The organism is Zobellella denitrificans (genome assembly GCF_002407485.1).
Classification (GTDB): domain Bacteria; phylum Pseudomonadota; class Gammaproteobacteria; order Enterobacterales; family Aeromonadaceae; genus Oceanimonas; species Oceanimonas denitrificans.
Genome location: NZ_CP012621.1, coordinates 714,308 through 730,772 on the forward strand (window position 1 = coordinate 714,308; position 16,465 = coordinate 730,772).

Genomic DNA, 16,465 nt, shown 5'->3' on the forward strand with positions numbered 1-16,465 from the left:
TCCTTGTGAGTGACGATTAATGTATATACAAAAATACGCCTAATGTTAATCTATTGTCTATTTTTTATGTGATCATGATCGATAAATCCGGGTTTTTTATCGGGTGACCCTTGCCAAAGGGCGGGAGAAGGTTTAAATGTATATACAAATAGCGATTCAAGGAGCCAGCCATGCCATCGTCATCCCACCGCCTCTGGGTCAATGCCACCCTGTTCGACGGCCTCGACGCCGCCGCCGAGCCCATGGCGGTGGCGGTTAAGGATGGCCGTATCGCCTGGCTGAAGCCCATGAGCGCGCTGAGCGGGGCCGACCGTGCCGGGTTCGAGCTTATCGATGCCGAAGGCCGGCTGCTGACCCCGGGGCTGGTGGACTGCCATACCCACCTGGTGTACGGCGGCAACCGGGCCGGTGAGTTCGAGGCCCGGCTCGAAGGCAAGAGCTATGAAGAAATCGCCCGCGCCGGCGGCGGCATCCTCAGCACGGTGCGGGCCACCCGCGCCGCCTCGGAGGACGAGCTGTATGCCGCCGCCCGCCCGCGCCTCGAGGCGCTGATGGCGGACGGGGTGACCACGGTCGAGATCAAGTCCGGCTACGGCCTGGATGTGGACAACGAACTCAAGATGCTGCGGGTGGCGCGCCGCCTGGGGCGGGAGCTCAAGGTGCGGGTGGTCACCACCCTGCTGGGTGCCCACGCCCTGCCGCCGGAATACAAAGACGATGCCGACGGCTATATCGAGCTGGTGTGCCGGCGGATGATCCCGGCCGCCGCCGCCGAAGGGCTGGCGGACGCGGTGGACGTGTTCTGCGAGAACATCGCCTTCTCGGTCGCCCAGTGCGAGCGGGTCTATGCCGCCGCCAAGGCCCATGGCCTGGCCATCAAGGGCCATACCGAGCAGCTGTCCAACCTGGGCGGCAGCGCCGCCGCCGCCCGCGCTGGGGCGCTGTCGGTGGATCATGTGGAATACCTGGACGAGGCGGGGGTAAAGGCCCTGGCCGAGGCCGGCACCGTCGCCACCCTGTTGCCCGGCGCCTTCTACATGCTGCGCGAAACCACGGTGCCGCCCATCGCGCTGCTGCGTCGCCACGGGGTGCCCATGGCCCTGGCCACCGACGCCAACCCGGGCACCTCGCCCATCTTCAGCCTGAGGCTGATGCTGAACATGGCCTGCACCCTGTTCCGCCTGACCCCGGTGGAGGCCCTGCGCGGCGTTACCGCCCAGGGCGCCCGGGCCCTGGGCTTGCCGCACGAGTGCGGCCGCATCGTCCCGGGGATGGCGGCGGATCTGTGCCTGTGGGAGACCGACAATTACGCCGAGCTGGCCTATAGCCTGGGCCTGCCCCGGCTCGTTCAACGCATCGTAGCGGGAGAGCCTGCATGAAGACTGACATGACCCCCTGGACCGGCCGGGTCGATCCCGAGCCCGACACCTATCGCTGGCACCAGCAGGTGCAGCCGCTGGAGCAGGCCCGGGAACCGGGCGCCGTGCTGATCGGCTTTGGCTGTGACGAAGGGGTTCGCCGCAACCAGGGCCGCGTCGGCGCCGCCAAGGGCCCGGCGGCCATGCGCAGGATGCTGGGCAGCCTGGCCTGGCACCAGGGTACGGCCGTGTTCGACGCCGGCGACGTGGTCTGCCAGGGCGAGGATCTGGAAGGGGCCCACCAGGCCCTGTCCGCCCGGGTGAGCGAGGCGCTGGATCTGGGCCATTTCCCCATCGTGATGGGTGGCGGCCACGAGGTGGCCTTCGGCTCCTGGTCTGGCCTGGCCGCGCATCTGGCGCCACGCGAGCAGCGCCCGCGCATCGGCATCATCAACTTCGACGCCCACTTCGATCTGCGCGACCCCAGCTTCGTGGTGTCGTCCGGCACCCCCTTTGCCCAGATCGCCGAGGCGAGCGCGCAGCGGGGCTGGCCCTTCCAGTATGCCTGCCTGGGAGTGAGCCGGGCCGCCAACACCCAGAACCTGTTCCGGCGCGCCGAGGAGCTCGGGGTGCTGGCATGGGAAGACAGGACCATGACGGCGGCGACCCTGCCCCGGCTACAGCAGGAGGTGGCGGACTTTATCGGTCGTTGCGACCACCTCTACCTGACCATCGACATCGATGTGTTCCCCGCCGCCCAGGCGCCCGGCGTGAGTGCGCCGGCGGCCCGGGGGGTGGGACTGGATTTGATTGAACCCGTAATTGAACAGATCAAGGCCAGTGGCAAGCTCCGGCTCGCCGATTTGGCCGAGCTCAACCCCGAGTATGACGTGGATGGCCACACGGCCAGGCTGGCGGCTCGGTTGATTCATACTTTGACACTGTAAAGAGGGAAACCCACATGTCACAACAAAACGATCGTCACGCCCCCGGCCGTGTTATCAAGGCGCCCACCGGCGTCAATAAAGTCTGCAAAAGCTGGCTGACCGAAGCCGCCTACCGCATGCTGCACAACAACCTGCACCCGGACGTGGCCGAGCGGCCCGAGGATCTGGTGGTGTACGGCGGCATCGGCCGCGCCGCCCGCAACTGGCCCTGCTTCGACCGCATCGTCGACGTGCTCAAGCGGCTGGAAGACGACGAGACCCTGCTGATCCAGTCCGGCAAGCCGGTGGGTGTGTTCAAGACCCACGCCGACGCGCCGCGGGTGCTGCTGGCCAACTCCAACCTGGTGCCGGCCTGGGCCAACTGGGAGCACTTCAACGAGCTGGATAAAAAAGGCCTGATGATGTATGGCCAGATGACCGCAGGCTCCTGGATCTACATCGGTTCCCAGGGCATCGTCCAGGGCACCTACGAGACCTTCGTCGAGGCCGGTCGCCAGCACTATGACGGCAACCTCAAGGGCCGCTGGATCCTCACCGCCGGCCTGGGCGGCATGGGCGGTGCCCAGCCCCTGGCGGCGACCCTGGCCGGCGCCTGCTCGCTCAACATCGAGTGCCAGCAGTCCAGCATCGACTTCCGCCTGCGCACCCGCTACCTGGACGAGCAGGCCGAGAGCCTGGATGACGCCCTGGCCCGTATCGAGCGTTACACCGCCGAGGGCAAGGCGATTTCCATCGGCCTGTGCGCCAATGCCGCCGACGTGCTGCCGGAGCTGGTCAAGCGCGGCGTCAAGCCCGACATGGTCACCGACCAGACCAGCGCCCACGACCCGCTGCACGGCTACCTGCCCCAGGGCTGGAGCTGGGAAGAGTACGTGGTGCGTGGCAAGACCCAGCCCGAGGCCACCGTCAAGGCGGCCAAGCAGTCCATGGCGGTGCACGTGCAGGCCATGCTCGACTTCCAGCAGATGGGGGTGCCCACCTTCGACTACGGCAACAACATCCGCCAGATGGCGCTGGAAGAGGGCGTCAAGAATGCCTTCGACTTCCCCGGCTTCGTCCCGGCCTATATCCGTCCGCTGTTCTGCCAGGGCATAGGTCCCTTCCGCTGGGTGGCCCTGTCCGGCGATCCGGAGGACATCTACAAGACCGACGCCAAGGTGAAGGAGCTGATCCCCGACAACCCGCACCTGCACAACTGGCTGGACATGGCGCGCGAGCGCATCAGCTTCCAGGGCCTGCCCGCCCGTATCTGCTGGGTCGGCCTGAAAGACCGTGCCCGCCTGGGCCTGGCCTTCAACGAGATGGTCAAGAACGGCGAGCTCAAGGCGCCCATCGTGATCGGCCGTGACCACCTGGACTCCGGCTCCGTCGCCAGCCCCAACCGGGAAACCGAGGCGATGATGGACGGCTCCGATGCCGTCAGTGACTGGCCGCTGCTGAACGCCCTGCTCAACACCGCCGGTGGCGCCACCTGGGTGTCCCTGCACCACGGCGGCGGGGTCGGCATGGGTTTCAGCCAGCACTCGGGCGTGGTGATCGTGGCCGACGGTACCGACGCCGCCGCCGCGCGCCTGGGCCGGGTGCTGCGTAACGACCCGGGCACCGGCGTGATGCGCCACGCCGACGCGGGGTATGATATCGCCATCAACTGCGCCCGTGACAACGGCCTGGACCTGCCCATGGTTAATGGCTTGAGCAACAAGGACTAATTTATGAGCACTCTGACTATCCATCCCGGAAAAATGACCCTGGCCGAGATGCGCCAGGCCTATGAACAGCCCGTGAAGCTGGCGCTGGATCCTGCGGTGCACAGCACCATCCAGGCCTCGGTCGACTGCGTCAACCGCATGGTGGCGGAAGACCGCACCGTGTACGGCATCAACACCGGGTTCGGCCTGCTGGCCAATACCCGCATCAAGCCGGAAGACCTGGAAACCCTGCAGCGCTCCCTGGTGCTGTCCCACGCCACCGGCCTGGGGTCGTTGGTCAGCGACGAGCTGGTACGGCTGATCATGGTGCTCAAGATCAACAGCCTGGCCCGCGGCTACTCCGGCATCCGCCTGGAGGTGCTGGAGGCGCTGATGGCGCTGGTCAACCACGGCGTTTACCCCTGCATCCCCGGCAAGGGCTCGGTGGGCGCCTCCGGCGACCTGGCGCCCCTGGCGCACATGAGCTGTGTGCTGCTGGGCGAGGGCCAGGCCCGCTACCAGGGCGAGATCATCAGCGCCGGCCAGGCGCTGGAAATCGCGGGCCTGAAGCCGATGGGCCTGGCGCCCAAGGAAGGCCTGGCGCTGCTGAACGGCACCCAGGTGTCCACCGCCTTCGCCCTGCGCGGCCTGTTCGAGGCGGAAGACCTGTTCGCCAGCGCCGTGGTGGTGGGTGGCCTGACGGTGGAAGCCACCCTGAGCTCCCGTCGCCCCTTCGATGCCCGCATCCACGAGGTGCGCGGCCAGGCCGGCCAGATCGATGCCGCCGCCGCCTACCGCCACCTGTTGGGCGAGCAGAGCGACATCAGCAAGACCCATGTCAACTGTGCCAAGGTGCAGGATCCCTACTCCCTGCGCTGCCAGCCCCAGGTGATGGGCGCCTGCCTGACCCAACTGCGCCAGGCCGCCGAGGTGCTGCTGATCGAGGGCAATGCGGTGTCCGACAACCCCCTGGTGTTCGCCGAGGACAACGACGTCATCTCTGGCGGCAACTTCCACGCCGAGCCGGTGGCCATGGCGGCGGACAACATCGCCCTGGCGATTGCCGAAATCGGCTCCCTGAGTGAGCGGCGGGTGTCGCTGATGATGGATACCCACATGTCCGGCCTGCCGCCCTTCCTGGTGGAAAACGGCGGCGTCAACTCCGGCTTTATGATAGCCCAGGTCACCGCCGCGGCCCTGGCGTCCGACAACAAGGCGCTGGCCCACCCCCATTCGGTGGACTCGCTGCCCACCTCCGCCAACCAGGAAGACCACGTCTCCATGGCCCCCAACGGCGGTCGCCGGCTGTGGGACATGGTGGAAAACAGCCGGGGTGTGCTGGCCATCGAATGGCTGGCGGCCTGTCAGGGCCTGGATTTCCGCGGTGGCCTCAAGACCACGGCCCCGCTGGAGCTGGCCCGCCAGACCCTGCGGGAGAAGGTGAGCTATTACGACAAGGACCGCTTTTTCGCCCCCGACATCGAGCAGGCCGACGCCCTGCTCAAGGCGGGCAGCCTGAGCCGCCTGGTTCCGAAGGACCTGCTGCCCAGTCACTGAGCACGACTCCGCTTGCGGGGAATTTGACAGGGCTGCCTCGGCAGCCCTGTTTTTTTATCCAGCACCTTCGTGCTAGACTCGCGCCCCTTGTCAGCCGGGGAGGACGGTCGATGGCGGATTTCAGAACCCATATCCAGGTGGCCACCGTGGCCGGCGGCCTGCTGGCCGGCGCCCTGGTGTGGGCCCAGCAACTGACCCTGGCCGAGGGGGTACTGCTGTGGCTGGCCGGCACCCTGGGCGGCATACTGCCGGACATCGACGCCGACAGTTCCCGCTCCATCCGCATCGTCTTTCGGCTGTTCGGCGTACTGGCGGCCCTGCTGGCCCTGCTTTACGGCCGGGAGCGGCTGGCGCTTACCGATACCCTGGTGCTGGGCGCCGCCGCCTACGGCCTGGTCCGCTATCCCCTGTGCTGGGCCTTCGCCCGCTTCACGGTGCACCGGGGCAGTCTGCATTCGCTGCTGGCCAACGGGGTCTTCGCCCTGGCCACTGTGGTGATCGGCCACCGGCTGTTCGGCCTGCCCCCCGAGCTTGCCTGGGAGACCGGTGTTTTCGTCTTTGTCGGCGCCTTTATCCACCTGCTGCTGGATGAGCTGTACAGCATCGATCTGGAGGGGCGGCGCATCAAAAAATCCTTCGGCACCGCCCTGAAACTGTTCGAGTGGCGCGCGCCCCTGGCCAACCTGCTGTTGCTTTGCCTGCTGGCGGGCGGCTGGTGGCTGGCGCCCGGGTCATCCGGCCTGCTGGCGCGGCTATTGCCGCTTTCCCAGTTCTGGTAAGATAGGCGCCGCTGGCAAGCCCTGCCGTCTCCCAAATATAAACACAATAACCACCGGGGCCGACTTCCAGTACAGGTTCAACATTCCACACAGGACACACCGATGAGTCTTGCAGACAAGGTATTGGCCGTTAACAACGACCTCCCCATCCGTACCCGCCAGCCGGTGCACAGCGGCAAGGTGCGCTCCGTCTACTGGCTGACCGAAGAGGACAGCCGCCGCCTGATCGAGGAAAAGGGCTATGACGTGGCGCCCGACGCGCCCCTGGCCATCATGGTGATCAGCGATCGCATCTCCGCCTTCGACTGCATCTGGCACGGGGAGGGTGGCCTGAACGGGGTGCCCGGCAAGGGAGCGGCGCTCAATGCCATCTCCAACCACTGGTTCCGGCTGTTCAAGGAGCGGGGCCTGGCCGACAGCCATATCCTCGACATCCCCCATCCCTTCGTGTGGATAGTGCAGAAGGCCACCCCGGTGAAGATAGAAGCCATCTGCCGCCAGTACATCACCGGCTCCATGTGGCGCAGCTACGCCAAGGGCGAGCGGGACTTCTGCGGCATCCGCCTGCCGGACGGCCTGCAAAAGGATCAGAAGCTGCCCGAGCTGCTGATGACCCCCTCCACCAAGGGCATCCTCAGGGGCATTCCCGGGGTGCCGGAGGCGGACGACGTCAACATCACCCGCCGGAATATTGAAGACAACTTTGCCGCCTTCAACTTCAGGAGCAAGGACGATATCGACCGGTACGAGCGGCTGCTGAAGGAAGGCTTCGAGGTGATCAGCGATGAGCTGGCCAAGCTCGACCAGATCTTCGTGGATACCAAGTTCGAGTTCGGTTATGTCACCGACGCGGCGGGCAACGAGAAGCTGATCTACATGGATGAGGTGGGTACCCCCGACTCGTCGCGCATCTGGGACGGCCCCGCCTGGCGGGAAGGGCGCATCGTGGAGAACTCCAAGGAGGACTTCCGCCAGGTGCTGCTCAACCATTTCCCGGAGCCGGATATCCTGCTCAACAAGGACCGCATGCCCGAGCGCGAGGCCCTGGCCCGGGACAACGCCCTGCCGGCCGAGGTGCTGATGGACGTGTCCCGCACCTATGTGGGCATCGCCGAGAAGATCACCGGCCAGAAGCTGCAACTGTCCGACCATCCCAAGGCGGATATCATCGCCATACTGCGCGACCAGTACGATCTGATCGACTGAGCCTCAGCCCAAACGATAAAAACCCGGGACATCCCGGGTTTTTTAATGCCTTCTTGCCGTGGGGCGGCTTCAGCCGAAGCGGGGGGCGTCGAAGTCTTCCGGCTCGTCGGTGTAGATGCAGACGTTGTGCCTGGCTACCAGGCCCTCGGGGCTGACGCAGTGGGCCTCGAAAAACTCGGCGATGGCGCTGCGCTGGCAGTGGGCTTCAAAGCTGGCCATGTCTGCCCAGATCTCATTGAACACCAGCGGATAGCTCTGGCCACCGGCGAAGGGGCTGGGAAGATGGCGGGTCACCCGGTACTGGATGCAGCCGTCCTCGCGCAGGGTGTCGGCTTCCAGCCCCTGCAGCACCCGGAACAGCGCCCTTTCCTTGCCCGGTTTGGGCTCGAAACTGGCGATACAATATACCTTGCTGGACATTTTTCTCTTTCTCCTGTGATGGTGGGCACTGTCGTGGGCCAAACAAAACGCCGCCATGGCGGCGGCGTACGCGAGGGGAAGGCGGGGCCTCAGCGGGTGCCGAACACCACTATGGTCTTGCCGTGGGCGGAGATCAGGTTCTGCTCTTCCAGCATCTTCAGGATGCGGCCCACGGTTTCCCGGGAGCAGCCCACGATCTGGCCGATCTCCTGGCGGGTGATCTTGATCTGCATGCCGTCCGGGTGGGTCATGGCGTCCGGCTGGCGGGCCAGGTTCAGCAGGGTTTCGGCGATGCGGCCGGTCACGTCGAGGAAGGCCAGGTCGCCCACCTTCTGGCTGGTGCTCTGCAGCCGCTTGGCCATCTGGCCCGAGAGCCGCACCAGAATTTCCGGGTTCACCTGGATCAGCTGGCGGAATTTCTTGTAGGAGATTTCGGCCACTTCGCAGGGGGTCTTGGCCCTTACCCAGGCGGTGCGCACCGGGTTCTCGGTTTCCTCGAACAGACCCAGCTCGCCCATGAAGTCGCCCTGGTTGAGGTAGGACAGGATCATTTCCTTGCCGTCCTCGTCCTTGATCAGCACCGCCACCGAGCCTTTGACGATGTAGTAGAGGGTTTCGGCCTTCTCTCCCGCATGGATCAGTGAGCTTTTGGCCGGATATTTATGAATATGGCAATGTGACAGAAACCATTCCAGGGTAGGGTCACTTTGGGACTTGCCGATAGCCATGAATTTTCCTCTTGATTGACTCGGGCTGAAAGCCTGGCGAGCAGGCTGCCTTGCCTTACTTCGTAGATAGTCCGCTAGCATAAAAGGCTTGTGACCCTCCATCAAGAGCCTTGGGGCTTTTATCCGGCTCGTCGGCACCCGGCCGATAGGATAAGATGCGGTTTTTTTGTGGGGGAGCAGTTATGAAAGCCAATGTCCGCTGGTTGGAAGGCATGTGTTTCGAAGGTTTGTCCGAGTCCGGGCACCGGATAGTGCTGGACGGCACCAATCCGGGCCAGGGCCCGAGCCCGATGGAAGCGGTGCTGCTGGGCGCCGGTGGCTGCAGTGCCATCGACGTGGTGTCCATCCTGGAGAAGGGGCGCCAGCAGGTGACCGGTTGCGAGGTGGAGCTGGACGCGGACAGGGCCGAAAATCCGCCCCGGGTTTTTACCCGTATCCGGCTGCATTTCGTGGTGACCGGCCAGGCGCTGCCCGAGAAGCAGGTGGCCCGGGCGGTGGAGCTGTCCATGAAGAAGTACTGCTCGGTGATGAAGATGCTGGAAAAGGCGGTGGAAGTTTCCTCTACCTTCGAGATCCGCCCAGCCTGACTGTGGTTGTGGGCCTGTAACGGGCCCGTTGCGCCGATTCGTGCCGTCCCCTGATCCACATCAACAAACGGAATACCTATAAAGTAGTAAGTTGGCGGCGAGCAATGGAGTCATATAACGCTGTTTAACTAGGTAAACCGCTGTATTGCAGGAGAGGGAAGCAGGATGAGAACAACCATAATCACAGCAGCAGTAGGGCTGGCCCTGACCAGCCAGGTAGCCTGGGGCGCTGCGCCTCGTAACGAGCCGGTGCAACCGATTCCGGCGGTGGCGGTAACGGAGCCGGCCAAGGTCGAGCTGGGCAAAAAACTGTTCTTCGATCCCCGGCTGTCCAAGTCCGGCTTTATTTCCTGCAATTCCTGCCACAACCTGTCGATGGGCGGTACCGACAACCTCAAGACCTCTATCGGCCACAACTGGCAGCAGGGGCCGATCAACTCGCCAACGGTGCTCAATTCCAGCCTGAACCTGGCCCAGTTCTGGGACGGGCGCGCCGCGGATCTGAAAGAGCAGGCCGGCGGTCCCATCGCCAACCCGGGCGAAATGGCCTTTACCCATGAGCTGGCGATAGGGGTACTGCAGTCCATCCCCGGCTATGTGGCCGAGTTCGAGGCGGTATTTGGCAAGAGCGAGCTGGACATCGACATGGTGACCGAGGCCATTGCCGCCTTCGAGGAGACCCTGGTCACGCCCCATTCGCCCTTCGACCGGTGGCTGCAGGGCGACGATGGCGCCCTCAACGGCCAGGCCCTGGCCGGTTACCAGTTGTTCAAGCAGAGCGGCTGCGTGGCCTGCCACAACGGCCCCAACCTGGGGGGGAACCTCGTTCCAGAAAATGGGCGTGGTGGAACCCTACCAGTCTACCGCCGATGCCATCGGCCGGGCGGCGGTGACCGGCAAGGATGCGGATCGCTTCGCCTTCAAGGTGCCGACGCTGCGCAACGTGGAGCTGACTTACCCCTACTTCCACGATGGCGAGGCCGCCACCCTGGAAGAGGCGGTGGACATCATGGGCCGGTTGCAACTGGGGCGGGTCTATTCCGATGAGGAAATCGGCCAGCTGGTGGCCTTCCTGAAATCGCTCACCGGCGAGCAGCCGCGTTTCGAGCTGCCGATACTGCCGCCCTCGTCCAACGACACCCCGGCGCCGGCACCCTTCGGTTAAGGGCGGCCGCATAAGTCGACCAAAGGGCCAACTCCGCCGACACGCCGTAAATCCATCCATGGAGGCTCCGCCGCGCCCTCCCTGGCGCGGAGGGTCGGCGGAGCCGTTCCCTTTGTCCGCCTGTTTGGGCATGGGTGTTGCCTGCTTAGGTAAGCCTGAAGGTTTGTCAGCAGTCTGAGGCCTGGCATCGCCGGGCCTGTTTGCATTTAGCGGATCTTGCCGGTTTCCAGCAGTTGTTCGATCAGTGGCCGCAGAATAAGCTCCATGGCGAAGCCCATCTTGCCGCCGGGCACCACTATGGTGTTGCGCCGGGACATGAAGGAGCCGTCGATCATCGCCAGCAGGTAGGGGAAGTCGACGTTCTTGATGCCGCGAAAGCGGATCACCATCATGCTCTCGTCCAGGGTGGGGATGATCTTGGCGCTGAAGGGGTTGGAGGTATCCACCGTCGGCACCCGCTGGAAGTTGATATGGGTGCGGGAAAACTGGGGGGTGATGAAGTTGATGTAGTCTTCCATCGAACGGACGATGGAGTCGGTCACCGCTTCCCGGGAGTGGCCGCGTTCGGCGGTGTCGCGGATCAGCTTCTGGATCCACTCCAGGTTGACGATGGGCACCATGCCCACCAGCAGGTCCACATGCTGGGCCACGTTCTGCTCTTCGGTCACCACGCCGCCGTGCAGGCCTTCGTAGAACAGCAGGTTGGTGTCTTCCGGCAATTGCTGCCAGGGGGTGAAGGTGCCCGGCATCTGGTTGAAGGGCACGGCCTCGTCGAAGGTGTGCAGGTAGCGGCGGAACTGGCCGGTACCGGTGTCGCCGTATTCCTTGAAGAATTGCTCCAGCAGCTCGAAATCGTTGGCCTCCGGGCCGAAATAACTGATGTGCCGGCCCTGCTCCCGGGCGCGGCGGATGGCCACGTCCATCTCCGGCCGGGTATAGCGGTGAAAGCTGTCCCCTTCCAGTATGGCGGCCTTGACCCCGAGCTGGGCGAACATGGACTGGAACACCTCGGTGGAGGTGGAAGTGCCGGCACCCGAGGAGCCGGTAACCGCAATAATGGGGTGCTTGGCGGACATAAAAAAACCTGAAATTGAATGAACTGTGAATGTTTATACGCAGGGGCCCGGCCCCAGGTCAAGGCTTGTGATGGAACTGGGCCGCCGGCACTATGTTGACGCTGTCGTGCAGTTCGCTGTACACGATGACCGCTTCTCTACGCTCAAGCTGCTGTTTTACCTGGGCAACTTTTTCATCGAGCGAGATGTCCCGGTCGCCGTATTCGGTGCCTTCCTGCAGCACGAAATGTTCGATCAGGTTGGTGAGGGTGTCTTCGCCCAGCTCGGTAAAGGGAATAATCATGCTTGCTCCTGATAGGGTGGCCAGTGTCCGTCCAGCCAGTCGGGCACCCGCTGCTCCAGCCAGTAACGGGGACGCCAGGGCGGGCCCTGCATAAAACCGACATGGCCGCCGGTGCGGCTCAGTTCATAGGTGACCGCCGGCGGCAGGTGGCTGGCGTCGGGGATCACCGCCTCCGTCATAAAGGGATCGTCGGCGGCATGGATGAGCAGGGTGGGGGTGCTGATGGACGCCAGCCGGTCCAGCCCGGAGCAGCGGCGGTAATAATCCTCGGCATCGGTAAAGCCGTGCACCGGGGCGGTCACCCTGTCGTCGAACTCGCGCAGGCTGCGGATGGCCGCCAGGTTGCCCTGCCACTGGTGGCGGGGATGGCGATTGAGTCGTTCACGCCAGTTGTGCTTCAGCCGCCCCAGCAGGTAACGCTGGTAGAAGCGGGAAAAGCCGCCGTTGATGCGATCGGCGCAGGCCGACAACTGCAGGGGCGCGGAGATCACCACGGCTGTGCAGAGCGGGTTGCGCGGCTGGGCCGCCAGGTAGTTGACCAGCATGTTGCCGCCGAGGGAGTAACCGATGGCCGCCATGGGACGCTCGGGGTAACGCCGGCGCAGCAGCTCGAGCACATAGCGGGGATCCTCGATGGCCCCCGAGTGATAGGCCTGCAGGTGGCGGTTGGGTTCGCCGCTGCAGCCGCGAAAGTGCATCAAGACCGCCTGCCAGCCCCGCTGCTGCAGGGCGGCCATCATGCCCCTGGCGTAGTGGGAGTCGGCGTTGCCTTCCAGGCCGTGGAACAGCACCACCAGCGGGCGGCTCTCGTCCTGCCGGGGCAGCGCCCAGGCCAGGTCCACGAAATCCCCGTCCGGCAGCTCCAGCCGCTCGCGCCGGGTGCGGATCCGGGCGCGACGCAGGTATTTGGCCAGTATGGTCTGCACATGGGGGTTGGCGGCCCACCAGGGAGAGGTGAATCGGCTGGGGTGGATCATGATTTCCTGCTATTGCTCCGGGTTGGCCGGCTAATCCGGGACTGCGTCCATCGCTGCCGGGCCACAGACAGATAAAATACTGGGCGCTGCGCACAAAATCGAGTAAAACAATATCCTTCTTGTTTGTATACCGTCTCGACACCATGGATCTCGCCCTGCTCGGCCCCGTCGCCGGTTTTGCCCTGGCCACCTGCGGCACCCCCGGCCCCAACAACATGCTGCTGACCAGCTCCGGTACCCGCTTCGGTTACCGGCCTACCCTGAAGCTGCTGCTGGGCATCATGCTCGGCCTGCAGAGCCTGATGCTGCTCACCGCCCTGGGGCTGGGCCAGCTGTTCATGCTGTGGCCGCTGCTGCAATGGGCGCTGAAGATAGCCGGCAGTGGCTACCTGCTGTGGCTGGCGCTGCGCATAGGCAGCGCACCGCCCCCCGGCGACAACGACGCCGGGCAGGGCATGCGCTGGCATCAGGGCGCCCTGTTCCAGTTTCTCAACCCCAAGTCCTGGCTGATGGCCATTTCGGCGATCAGCGGCTTCACCCTGGCCGGGGAGCAGTACTGGCCGTCAGCGGTGCTGGTGCTGGCGGTATTCCTGTTTTTCGGGGTGCTGACCGGCCATGTCTGGGCCCTGTTTGGCATCCATGTGCGGCGCTGGCTGCATACGGCCCGGGACTGGCGGCGTTTTAACCTGGTGATGGGGCTGCTCACCGCCGCCAGCGTGCTGATGATCTGGCGCTGATCCGGTTTTTGCGCTTAATCGTTCGAGTTTGACGGCAAAGGGTGTAGAATCTGGGCGTTTTTTGTCCCCTAGACCAAGGTTGTCATGGTTTCAGACACAGATATGTTCAAAGACATCCGCCCCTACCAGGATGATGAGGTAGCGGCGGCCATCCAGCGGTTGATCCGCGACGACGAGTTTATCGGCGCCATTGCCAAGTACCGCTTTTCCGGCCTGTCCCGCTGGGGCGGAGCCGCCATCAGAGCCCTGATCCGCCTCTATCTGGGCTGGCGCTGGCGCAAGGTGAACAGCATCCGCCAGGTGCAGCTGGAAGTGGCGACCTACATGGAAAAGATGATAGCGCGCACCACCTCCGGCGTGACCTACTCCGGCCTGGAGAACATCAAGCCCGGGGTGGGCTACCTGTTCATCTCCAACCACAGGGACATCGCCCTGGATCCGGCCTTCGTCAACTGGGGCCTGCACAGCCACGGCCTGGACACGGTGCGCATCGCCATCGGCGACAACCTGTTGCGCAAGCCCTGTGCCACCGAACTGATGAAGCTGAACAAGAGCTTTATCGTCAAGCGCTCGGCCAAGGGGCCACGGGAGATGATGAAGGCGTTTGGCGAACTGTCCGCCTACCTGCGCCACTCCATCGATGAGGGGCATTCCATCTGGATCGCCCAGAAGGAAGGGCGGGCCAAGGACGGCGACGACAAGACGGATCCGGCCATCCTCAAGATGTTCTATATGGATGGCAAGAAACGCCAGATCCCCTTTGCGGACTATATCCGCAGCCTGAACCTGGTGCCGGTGTCCATTTCCTACGAGTATGATCCCGGCGACCTGGCCAAGGCCCGGGAGCTGCACGCCAAGGCCACCCATGGCGCCTACGAGAAGAGCGAGTTCGAGGATATCCAGAGCATAGTGCAGGGCATCGTCGGCCAGAAGGGGCGGGTGCACGTGACCTTCGGCCAGCCGGTGCACGGCGACTTCGACAACGCCGACGAACTGGCGGCGGCCATCGACAAGGAAATCCACGGCAACTACCACCTCTTTCCCAGCAACCTGCTGGCGGCGGGCCAGACCGCCCAGGTGGATCCGGCGGCGGCCGAGGTGTTCGAACGCCATATGGCCCAGATCCCCGGCGAACTGCGCGAGCGGGTACTGTCCATGTACGCCCGGCCGGTGCTCAACAAGGAAGTCTGAAGGAGAGCGGCGTGCGGCGACTGACGGCTAGCCGGCTGAGTGGCCTGCGGGTGTTCGCGGTGGCCGCCCGCCACCAGAGCTATTCGGCGGCGGCGGCGGAGCTGTGCGTCACCCAGGCCGCGGTCAGCCAGCAGATCCGCAACCTGGAGCAGTCCCTCGGCTGCCGGTTGTTCCGCCGCCGGGGGGCCAGCATGCGGCTCACCGAACAGGGCGAGGCCTTGCTGCCCTTTGTCGAGCAGGGCCTCGCCCTGCTGCGGCAGGGCCTGGAGCAACTGGCGCCGTCCACCGCCGGGCCCCTGGCCATCAGCGTGCTGCCGTCCCTGGCGGCGCGCTGGCTGATGCCCAGGCTATGGCGCTTCGCCGAAGCCCACCCCGATATCGAGATCCGCCTGCAGCCGAGCCAGCAGCTGGCCGACTTTTCCGGCGGCCAGGTCGATCTGGCCATCCGCTATGGTCGGGGCCAGTACCCGGATCTCGCCTGCGAGCTGCTGATGGCGGACACTGCCTTTCCGGTGTGCAGCCCGGCCCTGGCCGGACGGCTCGGTTCCCTGGAGGAGCTGGCGGGCGTGCCCCTGGTGACGGCGCCGGAATATGCCGGGGTGAGCTGGGCCAACTGGCTGGCGCTGGCCGGCCGGCCCGAACTGCTCGCCCGCTGCCGGCAAATGACGGTGGACGACGGCAGCCTGGCGCTGGACATGGTGCTGGCGGGGCAGGGGGTGACCTTGAGCCGTTCGGTGCTGGTGGCGGATCTGCTGCGCGACGGCAGGCTGTGCCGCCCCTTCGCCCCTGAGCTCAAGCCCCTGCACCAGTACTACCTGGTGTGGCGACCCGACTCGCCCCGCCTGACGGAAATCCGCCTGTTCTGCGACTGGCTGCACCGGGAAGCGGGAAGCTTGAAGCCTCCAGCCTCCCGCTTCTAGCTTTCAGTCGCTTCCAGCTTCCAGCCCCCCTGTCCGTCCTGGCCCAGGGCCTGTGCCAGGCGGGGCAATAGCCCGGCCAGTTGCTCGTCCAGTTTCCAGGGCGGGTTGAGCACCACCATGCCGGAGCCGTGCATGCCGAAGTCCTCGGCCTGGGGGCCGACGCTGAGCTCGGCGCACAGCATCCGCTCGAAGCCGCAGCGGGCCAGGGCCTGCTTGAGGCCGGCACTGCGATCCACGGCTTTCGCCAGCAGCGGGTACCAGATGGCGTAGATGCCGATGGGCCAGCGTTGGTGGGCCTTTTTCAGGGTGTCGGCCACCCGCCGGTAGTCTTCCTTCAGCTCGTAGGGCGGGTCGATCAGCACCAGGCCGCGCTTGGGCGTGGGCGGCAGCAGGCCGACCAGGCCCTCGAATCCGTCCCGGTGGTGGATGGCCACCCCTTCGCCGCCCAGGTTGTGGCGCAGGTTGTCCACCTCGTTGTTGTGCAGCTCCATCAGCACCAGCCGGTCCTGGGGACGCTGGAAGTGCGCCGCCACCAGGGGCGAACCCGGGTAGTGGTCGAGCCGGTCGTCCTGGTTCATGGCCCGGATGGCGGCGAAGTAACCGGCCAGCTCAGGCCATTGCTCCCGCTGCTGCCACAGGGGGGCGATGCCGCCCAGGTATTCCGCCTTTTTCTGGGTCCATTCGTGGCCGAGCGTGTAGCCGCCGGCGCCGGCGTGGGTGTCGATATAGCAAAAGCCCTTGTCCTTGGCGCACAGGGCCTCGAGGATCAGGGACTGAACGGCGTGTTTGAGCACGTCGGCATGGTTGCCGGCGTGAAAGGCATGGCGATAGCTCAGCATGAAATGG

16 protein-coding genes and 1 pseudogene are annotated in these 16,465 nt (G+C 64.9%); 11 read left to right on the plus strand and 6 right to left on the minus strand.

From position 1 onward, the window contains the following. Positions 1-170: 170 nt before the first annotated feature. The 6 genes from hutI (at position 171) to AN401_RS03405 (ending at position 7,535) form a co-directional block, all read left to right on the plus strand. On the plus strand, positions 171-1,379 hold the full coding sequence (gene hutI / locus AN401_RS03380; RefSeq protein ID WP_096778540.1) for an imidazolonepropionase: 1,209 nt from the start codon (positions 171-173) through the stop codon (positions 1,377-1,379). Beyond that, entirely contained in the window at positions 1,376-2,305 is a 930-nt protein-coding gene (gene hutG / locus AN401_RS03385; protein WP_094039912.1) for a formimidoylglutamase, read from the plus strand. The genes hutI and hutG overlap by 4 nt, the downstream gene beginning before the upstream one ends. 14 nt (positions 2,306-2,319) lie before the next feature. Further along, positions 2,320-4,014 carry a urocanate hydratase gene (hutU, locus tag AN401_RS03390; protein WP_096778541.1) on the plus strand — a complete coding sequence of 565 codons (1,695 nt, stop codon included), beginning with the start codon at positions 2,320-2,322 and terminating at the stop codon, positions 4,012-4,014. 3 nt (positions 4,015-4,017) lie between these two features. Beyond that, a complete protein-coding gene (gene hutH / locus AN401_RS03395; RefSeq protein ID WP_096778542.1) occupies positions 4,018-5,550 on the plus strand; it encodes a histidine ammonia-lyase in 1,533 nt (510 codons plus the stop codon). A 110-nt stretch (positions 5,551-5,660) separates the two neighbouring features. Further along, complete coding sequence (locus AN401_RS03400; protein ID WP_096778543.1) at positions 5,661-6,329, plus strand: metal-dependent hydrolase; 669 nt, start codon at positions 5,661-5,663, stop codon at positions 6,327-6,329. 102 nt (positions 6,330-6,431) lie between these two features. Continuing rightward, complete coding sequence (locus tag AN401_RS03405) at positions 6,432-7,535, plus strand: phosphoribosylaminoimidazolesuccinocarboxamide synthase (RefSeq protein ID WP_096778544.1); 1,104 nt, start codon at positions 6,432-6,434, stop codon at positions 7,533-7,535. Positions 7,536-7,604: 69 nt separating this feature from the next. Here the strand turns inward: AN401_RS03405 and AN401_RS03410 are convergent, their stop codons facing one another. Both AN401_RS03410 and crp read right to left on the minus strand, forming a co-directional pair. Then, the gene (locus AN401_RS03410) at positions 7,605-7,955 is read right to left on the minus strand and encodes a putative quinol monooxygenase (protein ID WP_096778545.1); all 351 of its coding nucleotides are present in this window, start codon (positions 7,953-7,955) and stop codon (positions 7,605-7,607) included. Positions 7,956-8,044: 89 nt separating this feature from the next. After that, positions 8,045-8,683, minus strand: coding sequence for a cAMP-activated global transcriptional regulator CRP (crp, locus tag AN401_RS03415; RefSeq protein WP_094039917.1), 639 nt, complete (start codon positions 8,681-8,683; stop codon positions 8,045-8,047). Between the two features lie 182 nt (positions 8,684-8,865). Between crp and AN401_RS03420 the strand changes: the two genes are divergently transcribed. Continuing rightward, on the plus strand, positions 8,866-9,270 hold the full coding sequence (locus tag AN401_RS03420; protein WP_096778546.1) for an OsmC family protein: 405 nt from the start codon (positions 8,866-8,868) through the stop codon (positions 9,268-9,270). Positions 9,271-9,435: 165 nt separating this feature from the next. Then, a pseudogene (locus AN401_RS20345) lies at positions 9,436-10,435 on the plus strand (cytochrome-c peroxidase). Between the two features lie 206 nt (positions 10,436-10,641). Here the strand turns inward: AN401_RS20345 and AN401_RS03430 are convergent. Genes AN401_RS03430 through AN401_RS03440 form a run of 3 tightly spaced genes read right to left on the minus strand, consistent with a single transcriptional unit; the run spans position 10,642 to position 12,771 of the window. Continuing rightward, complete coding sequence (locus AN401_RS03430; RefSeq protein ID WP_094039920.1) at positions 10,642-11,511, minus strand: phosphoribulokinase; 870 nt, start codon at positions 11,509-11,511, stop codon at positions 10,642-10,644. Between the two features lie 58 nt (positions 11,512-11,569). Beyond that, complete coding sequence (locus AN401_RS03435; RefSeq protein ID WP_094039921.1) at positions 11,570-11,794, minus strand: YheU family protein; 225 nt, start codon at positions 11,792-11,794, stop codon at positions 11,570-11,572. After that, positions 11,791-12,771, minus strand: a complete 981-nt coding sequence (locus AN401_RS03440; protein WP_096778547.1) for a hydrolase — start codon at positions 12,769-12,771, stop codon at positions 11,791-11,793. Before AN401_RS03440 ends, AN401_RS03435 begins: the two co-directional genes overlap by 4 nt. A 143-nt stretch (positions 12,772-12,914) precedes the next feature. Here AN401_RS03440 and AN401_RS03445 point away from each other — a divergent pair, with 143 nt between their 5' ends. The 3 genes from AN401_RS03445 (at position 12,915) to AN401_RS03455 (ending at position 15,619) form a co-directional block, all read left to right on the plus strand. After that, positions 12,915-13,508, plus strand: coding sequence for a LysE family translocator (locus tag AN401_RS03445; protein ID WP_094039923.1), 594 nt, complete (start codon positions 12,915-12,917; stop codon positions 13,506-13,508). Positions 13,509-13,610: 102 nt separating this feature from the next. Next, positions 13,611-14,699 (plus strand): 1-acyl-sn-glycerol-3-phosphate acyltransferase, encoded by a 1,089-nt coding sequence (locus tag AN401_RS03450; RefSeq protein WP_232513375.1) that lies wholly within the window; start codon positions 13,611-13,613, stop codon positions 14,697-14,699. 11 nt (positions 14,700-14,710) lie between these two features. Then, complete coding sequence (locus AN401_RS03455; RefSeq protein WP_232513376.1) at positions 14,711-15,619, plus strand: LysR substrate-binding domain-containing protein; 909 nt, start codon at positions 14,711-14,713, stop codon at positions 15,617-15,619. Here the strand turns inward: AN401_RS03455 and AN401_RS03460 are convergent. Continuing rightward, entirely contained in the window at positions 15,616-16,458 is an 843-nt protein-coding gene (locus AN401_RS03460; RefSeq protein WP_096778550.1) for a 23S rRNA (adenine(2030)-N(6))-methyltransferase RlmJ, read from the minus strand. The genes AN401_RS03455 and AN401_RS03460 overlap by 4 nt on opposite strands. Positions 16,459-16,465 lie beyond the last annotated feature (7 nt).